The 8,774-nt window shown below is 71.8% G+C and carries 7 protein-coding genes and 1 tRNA gene; 2 read left to right on the top strand and 6 right to left on the bottom strand.

Annotated elements, in window-relative coordinates:
* Positions 1-193 precede the first annotated feature (193 nt).
* Positions 194-946 (top strand): methyltransferase domain-containing protein, encoded by a 753-nt coding sequence (locus I0C86_RS37150; protein WP_323374090.1) that lies wholly within the window; start codon positions 194-196, stop codon positions 944-946.
* Between the two features lie 42 nt (positions 947-988).
* Here the strand turns inward: I0C86_RS37150 and ligD are convergent, their stop codons facing one another.
* The 6 genes from ligD to I0C86_RS37180 all read right to left on the bottom strand — a co-directional run bounded on the left by ligD (position 989) and on the right by I0C86_RS37180 (position 7,882).
* Positions 989-1,951 carry a non-homologous end-joining DNA ligase gene (ligD, locus tag I0C86_RS37155; RefSeq protein WP_196205997.1) on the bottom strand — a complete coding sequence of 321 codons (963 nt, stop codon included), beginning with the start codon at positions 1,949-1,951 and terminating at the stop codon, positions 989-991.
* Positions 1,952-2,071: 120 nt separating this feature from the next.
* Positions 2,072-2,593 carry a GNAT family N-acetyltransferase gene (locus I0C86_RS37160; protein WP_196205998.1) on the bottom strand — a complete coding sequence of 174 codons (522 nt, stop codon included), beginning with the start codon at positions 2,591-2,593 and terminating at the stop codon, positions 2,072-2,074.
* A 9-nt stretch (positions 2,594-2,602) separates the two neighbouring features.
* Positions 2,603-5,941: a tetratricopeptide repeat protein gene (locus tag I0C86_RS37165; protein ID WP_196205999.1), complete on the bottom strand. Its 3,339-nt coding sequence runs from the start codon at positions 5,939-5,941 to the stop codon at positions 2,603-2,605.
* Positions 5,942-6,059: 118 nt separating this feature from the next.
* A complete protein-coding gene (locus I0C86_RS37170) occupies positions 6,060-6,674 on the bottom strand; it encodes an ATP-dependent Clp protease proteolytic subunit (protein ID WP_196206000.1) in 615 nt (204 codons plus the stop codon).
* 381 nt (positions 6,675-7,055) lie between these two features.
* Positions 7,056-7,523 carry a DIP1984 family protein gene (locus I0C86_RS37175; RefSeq protein WP_196206001.1) on the bottom strand — a complete coding sequence of 156 codons (468 nt, stop codon included), beginning with the start codon at positions 7,521-7,523 and terminating at the stop codon, positions 7,056-7,058.
* A gap of 283 nt (positions 7,524-7,806) precedes the next feature.
* Positions 7,807-7,882 (bottom strand) — tRNA-Arg (locus I0C86_RS37180).
* A gap of 102 nt (positions 7,883-7,984) precedes the next feature.
* Between I0C86_RS37180 and I0C86_RS37185 the strand changes: the two genes are divergently transcribed.
* The coding region (locus tag I0C86_RS37185) for a DUF1444 family protein (protein WP_230395437.1) at positions 7,985-8,774 on the top strand (790 nt) is incomplete at its 3' end.

Here is an 8,774-nt window from a genome sequence, read left to right on the forward strand (position 1 = left end):
ACACCGGCAGGCCGTCCTCGTTCACCCTCAACGGCGTGAACTGCGCCCTCACCTGATCCGGCCCGGCAAGCCCGGGCACGAACAGCAGTAACCCCTCTCGCGGACCCAGGGGCCGGGCCGCGAGGGACGAGCGGGTTGCCGGCGGCTGATCCCCCGCCGGCAACCCGCCGTCCCGTCCCCGCCGCGGTGCGGGGTGCGGGTGCGGGTGCGGGTGCTGGAAGAGTGCGGTGCCATGGAGGGACTGCTCGACGACGATGCGCTGGAGTCGTCAGCCGTGGTGGCCAACTCGGCGATGAACCGGGAGCGCCAGCTCGACGGCGTCAACAGCTACAGCAGGGAACTCGGATTTCATCCGCTGGACTGGCTCGTCGCCAGAGTCGGCCCGAACGGCTCCGGGCCCCCGACCGACGTTCCGATCGGCTGGCTCGATCTGTGCTGCGGCAGCGCCCGTGCCCTTCACCAGGCCGCCGAGCGGCTGCACCGGGCCGGCCTCGACCACCGGGTGAGCCTCGTCGGAGTGGACCTGGTCGACTACTTCGACCCACCGTCGGGCACCGGCGTGCCGCCGCAACTGGTCGGCGCCCCGGTCGGCACCTGGACACCGACCCGCCGGTTCGACCTGATCACCTGCGTGCACGGCCTGCACTACGTCGGCGACAAGCTCGGCCTGCTGAACCGGGTCGCCGGCTGGCTGGCCGAGGACGGCCGGTTCATCGCCGATCTCGACCTGCGGGCGGTACGGCTGGCCGACGGTCGGCCAGCCGGGCGTCGGCTGAACGCCCAACTGCGCACGGCGGGCTTCACCGTCGACACCCGACGACGGCGGATCAGCCGGACCGGTCCCGGCGCGGGCGTCCTGCCGTACCGCTATCTCGGCGCCGACGACCGTGCCGGACCCAACTACACCGGCCAGCCCGCGGTCAGCTCCTACTACACGCCGGAGTGAGCGGGCCGCGGCGCAGGAGACGAAACCGGGTGCGGTGGCGGATCAGCCGGCCGCCTCCCGGCGCGCGCGGGCCCGCCGCTTGCCCTCGTGCATCGCCTGCACCCGGGCGATCGGGATCGCCCGTCCCTCCTCGATCAGGTCGGCGTCCAGGCGCTGTGCCGGGGGCATCCGGTCGGTCCACGGATCGCCGTCGCCGATCAGTTCCGGCACGGTACGCAGGGTGAAGTCGCCCGGAGTGACGCGCTCCAGTTCGTCCCAGTCCAACGGGAACGACACCGGCACCCCCGGCCGGATCCGTGGGCTGTACGCCGACACCACCGTCGCGCCGCCGGCCCGGGTCGAGTCGAGGAACACCTTTCCGTCCCGGTCCTCCCGGATGAAGGCGGTGGTCGCCAGCGCGGGATCGAGCCGTTCCGCCCGGGCCGCGAGTGCGCGGGTGGCCGCGGCGATATCGTCGATCGGCGCCGACCGGTCGACGGGGACGAAGATGTGTACCCCCTTCGCCCCGCTGGTCTTGACCACACCGGTGAGACCGGCCTCGGTCAGGGCCTGACGGACGAGTTGGGCGGCCCGGACGACCAGCGGGAACGCGTCGGATCCGGGCGGATCGAGGTCGAGAACCAGGTGGGTCGGATGCTCCCGGTGCTCGACCTGGGCCAGCGTCGGATGGTACTCGACGGCGCGTTGGTTACCGAACCAGAGCAGGGTGCGCCGGTCGTTGCAGAGGGCGTACGACACCTCGCGTTTCGAGGCCTCCGCCCAGACCGGAACCGTCGGAATCCAGTCCGGGGTGTATTTCGGCACGTTCTTCTGCATGAACGGCGCCTGGCCCGGGCGCACCCGGATCACCGAGAGCGGCCGGTCCCGCAGCTGGCCGATCAGTTGGTCGTGCACCGCGTCCAGATAGTCCACCAGGTCCCGCTTGGTGGCGTCGGCGCCGTCGAACAGCGGTTGATCGAGGTTGGTCAGCGGTACGCCGTCCCGCACCTCGTCCTTGCCCGTCATCGGACCACCTTCCCGGGGCCCCGGTTCGAGGTCAAGCCGGTCGGCCGAGCACGAGCGTGACCGGGTGCCCGGTGTCGTCGTGCCGGAGAGTGATCGCGCCGCGAGGTCCGGCGAGTGGTGTCATGCCGGAATCGTATGGCCAGCGTCCGACGGATCCTCCAGTTCCCGGTACATGACGTGCAGGCCCACCCGGCCCAACGTCGGATGCGCGAAGGCGCCCGGAACCGTCCCGACCACCTCGAAGCCGTGCCGCTCGTACAGCGCGACCGCCGAGCGGTTGGACTCGGCGACGGCGTTGAACTGCATGCCCGCGTACTCGTGCCACCGGGCCCAGTCCAGCGCGAACCGGCACAGCGCACCACCCACGCCCCGGCCCCGGGCATCGGCGGCGACCATGAAGCTGGCGGTCGAGACGTGCGCTCCCGGGCCGGCGCGGTTCGGGCCCATCTTGGCCGTACCCCGCACCCGCCCGTCGTCGACCGCGACGACCGTCAGCCCGGGTCCGGCCACGACCCAGATGTCGTGCGCCTGCTCGGCGGTCATCCGCGGGTCGTAGGTGAAGGTGTCCGCCGCCCGGACGACCTCCCGGACGATCGGCCAGACCTCCACCCAGTCGGCCTCGGCAAATCTCCGAATCAGCACGCCGCGACGTTAGTGGCGGCGCCCCGGGGTCGACAAGCCGAAATCGTCGCTGTGCGGCGGCTGCCCCGGCCAACTTGTCGGGCCGGTCGGGCCGGGCTGGCCGGTCGGGCCGGCCGGACCGGTTGAGTCGGTTGGGCTGGTCGGGCCGCTTGCGTTGGTCGGGCCGCTTGAGTTGGTCGGGCCGGTTGGGTCGGTTGAGTTGGTCGGTGCGGTGGTCGCGGTCCGACCCACCTGGGCGAGACCCAGGTGCGCCCGAGCCTGCTCGTCGCGGTCACCCGTCTCGACTGCGATCGCCAGCGCCGCGCGGTACCGGGCGCCCGCCTCGACGAGACGTCCACCGGCATACAGCACGTCGCCGAGATTGTTGAGGACGCTCGCCTCCCCGTACCGGTGGCCGGTCTCCTGGAACCAGTCGAGCGCCTGCCCGAACTCCTCGGCGGCGAGGTCGTACCGGCCCAGCGAGGTGTGCACCCGACCCAGGTTGGACAGCGTGGCCGCCTCCCCGTTGCGGTGCCCGGCCTCCCGGAACAGGCTCAGGGAACGCCGGAGGGTGCCCGCCGCCTCGTCGTACCGGCCCAACTCGCGCTGCACGTCACCGAGGTTGCACAGCCCGATGGCCTCGCCGACCCGGTCACCGAGGACTCGGAACAGACCCAACGACCGGCCGAGGAGTTCCGCCGCCTCCTCGTACCGGCCCAACTCGCTGTAGACGTTGCCGAGGTTGGTCAACGCGCCGGCCTCGCCGTACCGGTCACCGAGGCGCCCGTACAGGTCGAGCGCCTCACGCTGGTGTGCGATCGCCGGATCCCGCTGACCCAGCCGCTCGTACACGATGCCGAGGTTGGACCGGGTACGCGCCTGGCCGTACCGGTCGCCGCTGCGGTGGTGCATGGCCAGCGCCTGCTCGTGATGCTCGATCGCGTCCGCGTACCGCCCGCGCAGCCGGTGCACGGCACCGAGACTGGTCAGGGCGTGAGCCTGCCCTCCCTCGTCCCCCGAGCGCCGGGCGGCGTCCAGCGCGTACGTGTGGATGTCCAGCGCGTCCAGGTGATGGCCGCTCTCCAGGTAGCGGTAGAGCGTGTTCGACAGCGACACCGCGTACGCCGGCCAGCCCTGGGACGCCGCGAAACCGCAGACCGCCACCAGCGACGCCCGTTCGCTGTCCAGCCAGTCGCGAGCCACGTCGCGGTCGTCGACCGGCGGGATCGGGACCCGGTCGTCCGCGTCCGGTCGCCGGACCTCGGGGCGGTGGTGCCGCTCGGCCGGATAGAGGGCGTCCATCGCCGTGGCGGCGGTCGCGAGGTAGTGGTCGAGGAGCCGGGTCAGCGCCGCCGCCCGTTCCGGCTCCGGATCCTCGGCGCCGCACAGCTCGGCCGCGTACGCCCGCAGCAGATCGTGCATCGCCCACCGGGACCGCCCGGTCGACTGGATCAGATGGGCCCTGGCCAGTACCGCGAGCACCCTTCCCGCCCGGGGCAGGTCCAGGCCGGCGAGCGCCGCGGCGGCGTACCCGCTGAGGTCGGTACCCGGATGCAGGCCGAGCCGGCGGAACAGCACCGCGTCGGCCGGCGCGAGATGCCGGTACGACCAGGAGAAGACGGTACGGACGGCCCCGCGCGGATCACCACCGGTGTCCAGCAGCCGTACCCGCCGGCGATGGTCGGCCAACTCGTCGACCAGGTCGGCGAGCAGGTCGTCCGGCCGACTTCCGGCCAGTTCGGCGGCGATTCGCAGCGGAAGTGGCAGCCGGGCGCACTGCTCGGCCAGTTCCGCGACGGCCTGGGGCTCGGCGTCGGCCCGGTCACCGATCAGCAGCCGGAGCAGGTTGACGGCGTCGGCCGGCGGCAGCGGGTCCAGGGCGAGCCGGCGGGCACCGTGCAGCGCGACGAGACCGGCCAGCGTGTCCCGGCTGGTCACCAGCACCATCCCGGGAGCCGTGCCGGGCAGCAGCGGACGGACCTGTTCGACCGAGGCGGCGTTGTCGAGTACGACGAGCATCGCCCGGTCCGTCAACTCCGTCCGGTACCGGGCGGCCCGCTCGTCGAGGTTGAGCGGGATCTCGTCGCTGGGTACGCCGAGTGCGGCGAGCAACCGGGCCAGTGCGTCTCCGGCCGACATGGGTTGCCCGTCGTCGTGGCCGCGCAGGTTGACGTAGAGCTGCCCGGCCGGGAACCGGGCCTGGAGCCGGTGCGCCCAGTGCACGGCCAGTGCGGTCTTGCCGACCCCGGCGGTACCGCAGATCGCCACGATCACCACCGGTGGTGGCGCGTCGGTGGCCCGGCACTCCCGGGCCGGGCTGGCGGCCGGGACCGCCGACAGTGGACCGGGCGCCTCCTTCGGCACCGGATCGGAGTCGTACTCCCCGGCGAGCAGTTGGTCGAGGTGCCGGAGTTCGGTTCGGCGCCCGGTGAAGCCGTACACGTCGGCGGGAAGCTGCCGTGGCACCTTCGCCGGTGCCGGTGCCGGTGCCGGTGCCGGTGCCGGTGTCGGCTCCGGGCCTGGAGCCGGGGGATGGGGGGCAACCTCGGCGCCGGCCGGCGGGTCCGGCTCCGTCGGGACCGGTCCCGGCCGATCGGGTACCGGCTGGCGCAGCAGTGCCGCGTGGGCGGCGGCCAGCACCGGGCCCGGATCGACTCCGAGCTCGTCGGCGAGCCGGGTCCGGGCCGTCCGGTACGCGGCGAACGCCTGGGCCCGCTGCCCGATCGCGTGGTACGCCCGAACCAGCCGGGCCTGGGCCTCCTCGTCGAACGGCTGACCGGCAGCCATCTCGGCCACAGTGGACAGCACGTCGGCGCCGGCGCCGAGAGTGAGCATCGCGTCGCAGTACCGGGCCTGCGCCGCCTGCCGTTCCCCGGTCAGGGCCAACACCTTCGGATGGTCGGCGAGCAGCGGTACGTCGGCCATCGGATTGCCCAGCCAGAGCGCGAGCGCCTGACCGGAGAGGGCGGCGACGCGCTGCACGTCACCCTGCCGGTGGGCGGTGGCGGCCGCGCCAACCAGGGTACGGAACCTGCCGAGGTCGACCTCCTCGTCGGAGAGCCGGAGGGCGTAGCCGTCGCCCACACCCGGCAGCACCGTACTGGGCGAGTGCGGCCGCCGGTCGGGTTCGAGCTGTCGACGCAGGTGCTTCACGTGCGTCTGGAGGATGTTCGCCGCAGTGGCCGGCGGATGGTCACCCCAGAGGGCGTCGATGAGTTCGGCGCGCGCCAGCGGATGACCCCGGGCCAGGACCAGGAGGCCGAGCACGGCCCGTCGGCCGGCCGGACCGAGGTCGAGCTCGTGGCCGTCGCGCCAGCCGCGGACCGGACCCAGCACCTGCACGAGCACGCCCCGAACCTGCACGCCCACCTCCAGATCCGCGGACCAATGCTGACACGCGCGATCCATGGGCGTCTACGTGTGGCCGGCGTCGTCCCGGTGTTCGGGCGCCGATGCGAGAGAGGCGGCGTCGCCGTCCCGACCGCTGCTAGCCGACGTTCTCGGGGACCTGGCTGGCGCCGGCAACCACCTTGTCGATGAAGCCGTAGTCCCTGGCCTCGGTCGCGGTGAACCAGCGGTCCCGGTCGGCGTCGGCCACGACCTGCTCGTAGGTCTGCCCGGTGTGCTGAGCGATCATCTCCAGCAGCATCCGCTTGGTGTGCAACATCTGCTCGGCCTGGATGGCGATGTCGGACGCCGTACCGCCCATCCCGCCGGACGGCTGGTGCATGATGATCCGGGCATGCGGCAGGGCGTACCGCTTGCCGGGCGTGCCGGCGCAGAGCAGGAACTGGCCCATCGAACCGGCCATCCCCATGGCCACTGTGGACACGTCGTTGTCGATGAACTGCATCGTGTCGTAGATCGCCATCCCGGCGAAGACCGAGCCGCCCGGAGAGTTGATCCAGAGGTTGATGTCGCGCTCGGAATCCTCGGCGGCGAGCAGGAGCAGTTGGGCGCAGATCCGGTTCGCCAACTCGTCGGTGACCTCGCTGCCGAGGAAGATGATGCGTTCCTTGAGCAGTCGGTTGTAGACCGAGTCGTCGAGCGAGCCGGAAGAGGAGTCTCCGCCACGGGCCACGGGCAGGTGCAGGTCAGTCATGCGCTCAACGTAACGACGGACTGGCCGGGAAGGCGCGCGCTTTCGCTGTCAGCGCACGGTTTGCGCCCTCGGCGGAATCGCGCCGTGGCCGCCGCGCTGCCGCTGCCATGACCCGGCGTGGCGGTGTCGCTGCCATGACCCGGCGTGGCGGCGGTGACGTGGAGATCCCCGATCCCGCCCTCACCGTTCCGGATCTGCACGTTGGTGATGTGCCGTGCGCGATACGCGATCACTTGTGCGCCGTGCTGAGCTGCACTGTCTGCCGGGGAGTCGAACCCCCGCGCTGCCCTTCGCGCGCCAAGAGAGTGGCCGGAAACCGCCGACCCACGGTGTGTGCACGCCTCCGGAACGACTACCTGCTCCACGTCCATACCGCCGAAGCTAGTCCAGCAGGTCCGCCTCCCAGTTGGTGCGCTGGATCCGTACGTCCAACTCACGAGTCTCCCGCGCGAGTACGTCGGCCTGACGGCGCAGCTCCGCCACCGGTAGCGCGGCGAGCATCTTCAGTTCGGACCGGAGCTGCCGGACGACGCCGCGCTGATCCCTGCCGGCCGCCGCGTCCGCTGCCGCCGTCACCACGGCGTGCCGCAACCGCAACACGTCCCGGCGGGCGAGCGCGTCGGTCAGCGTTCCGTCGCCGACCGCCACCGCCGCGTTGGTCAGGTTGATCCGCCGGATCAGGGATTCGAGTTCGTCGAGCGCCTCACCGACCTCCACCAGCAACTGCTGCGGGTCCTCGGCGGGCGACTCGCCCTCCTGGTACCGGGCATTGCTCACGATGCGCGTCCGGAGCTGTTCCACCCGGCGGCTCGCGGCGGCACGGTCCGCCAGCGCCTCGGCAAGCTTCACTGTTCCTACCTCCACGGCTGGCTGACGTCCGACAAGTATGGATCACCACGATCGGGCGGATCGGGTGGGTCGCCGGTGGGGTGGGTGGCCGGGCTCGGGCGGGGCACCGGGCATCCGGGCATCGGGGCATCTGGGCATCCGGGCATCGGGGCATCCGGGCATCCGGGCGCGGAGCGTAGTGATGATGTCACCGGTGACCTGTGTCAAGGCCGGGTTGACGTCCGGTTCCCGTCGACCGAGCAGGCCGGGCATCGATCGCTGCCTCGGCCGTTCGGCGGGGGTATGGTGCGCCCGGCAGGATTCGAACCTGCGGCCAACTGCTTAGAAGGCAGCTGCTCTATCCGCTGAGCTACGGGCGCGGGACCGGTCGTACGCCCCAGCAGGCTACCGTTGTCGGGAACAAACGATCGGCTCAGGGCGTGACGTTCTGGCCTGCACATACTAGGTTTCGAAGCGTGCAGTTGACGAGCACAATGTTTCTACCGCTGTTGGTGTCGACCGACGACGCCCGCTATGGCGCGGACCACGTGCTGGAAGACTTCACCCAAGATCTCGATGTCGGCTACTCGTTCGGCCCGCCGTACGGCAATCGCCTCGTCACCTGGGACGACCTCGACGAGCTTGAGGTCAGCCAGCGTGACCTGCGTCAGGTGGCCGTCGACAACCTCTACCGGCTGCTGCCCCGACTGCGGATCGACGGGCAGCCACCCGCGCCGATGCTCTCGTTCGGCGGCCTGGAGTCGAGCGTGCTGCTCGCGGCCGAGGTCTGGGAGGACCTGCAACGCTCCGTGCCGGGAGAGCTGGTCGTGGGGGTTCCGGCCCGGGATGTGGTGATCGTCACCGGTACGGACTCCCGACCCGGCATGGAAAAGGTACGCCGAGCGGTCGACCGGATCTTTTTCGCGGGTGACCAGAATCTGCTCAGTCCCGATCTGCTGGTGTGGCGGCAGGGCGCCTGGTCGGCGTTTCGGCGGGCGACGCCGGAGTCCGAGCCGCCGCAGGACCGCTGGGCTGGCCCCGGCCGGGAGCCGGAGCAGTGGGATGAGCCGGAGCGGAGCCGCTTTGACGGTCCGGAAGTGGAGTCGGAGCCGGAGCGGGACCGCTGGGCGGCCGGTCCTCGGGTGACGGGTCCCCGGACGCCGGGTCCTCCGACGGCTGGTCCTCGGGCGGCTCGGAGGCCCGAGCCGGAGTTGGCGCGGGAGCCGGAGCCGGAACGGGAGCGCTGGGCTGGTCCGGGGGCGGGGCGGGAGC

This window comes from Plantactinospora alkalitolerans, assembly GCF_015690345.1.
Lineage (GTDB): Bacteria > Actinomycetota > Actinomycetes > Mycobacteriales > Micromonosporaceae > Plantactinospora > Plantactinospora alkalitolerans.

What these genes read in the sequence shown, in the direction of transcription:
- I0C86_RS37170 (WP_196206000.1), bottom strand. Translation starts at nt 6,674, where the DNA reads ATGACTGACCTGCACCTGCCCGTGGCCCGTGGCGGAGACTCCTCTTCC.
- ligD (WP_196205997.1), bottom strand. Translation starts at nt 1,951, where the DNA reads ATGACGGGCAAGGACGAGGTGCGGGACGGCGTACCGCTGACCAACCTC.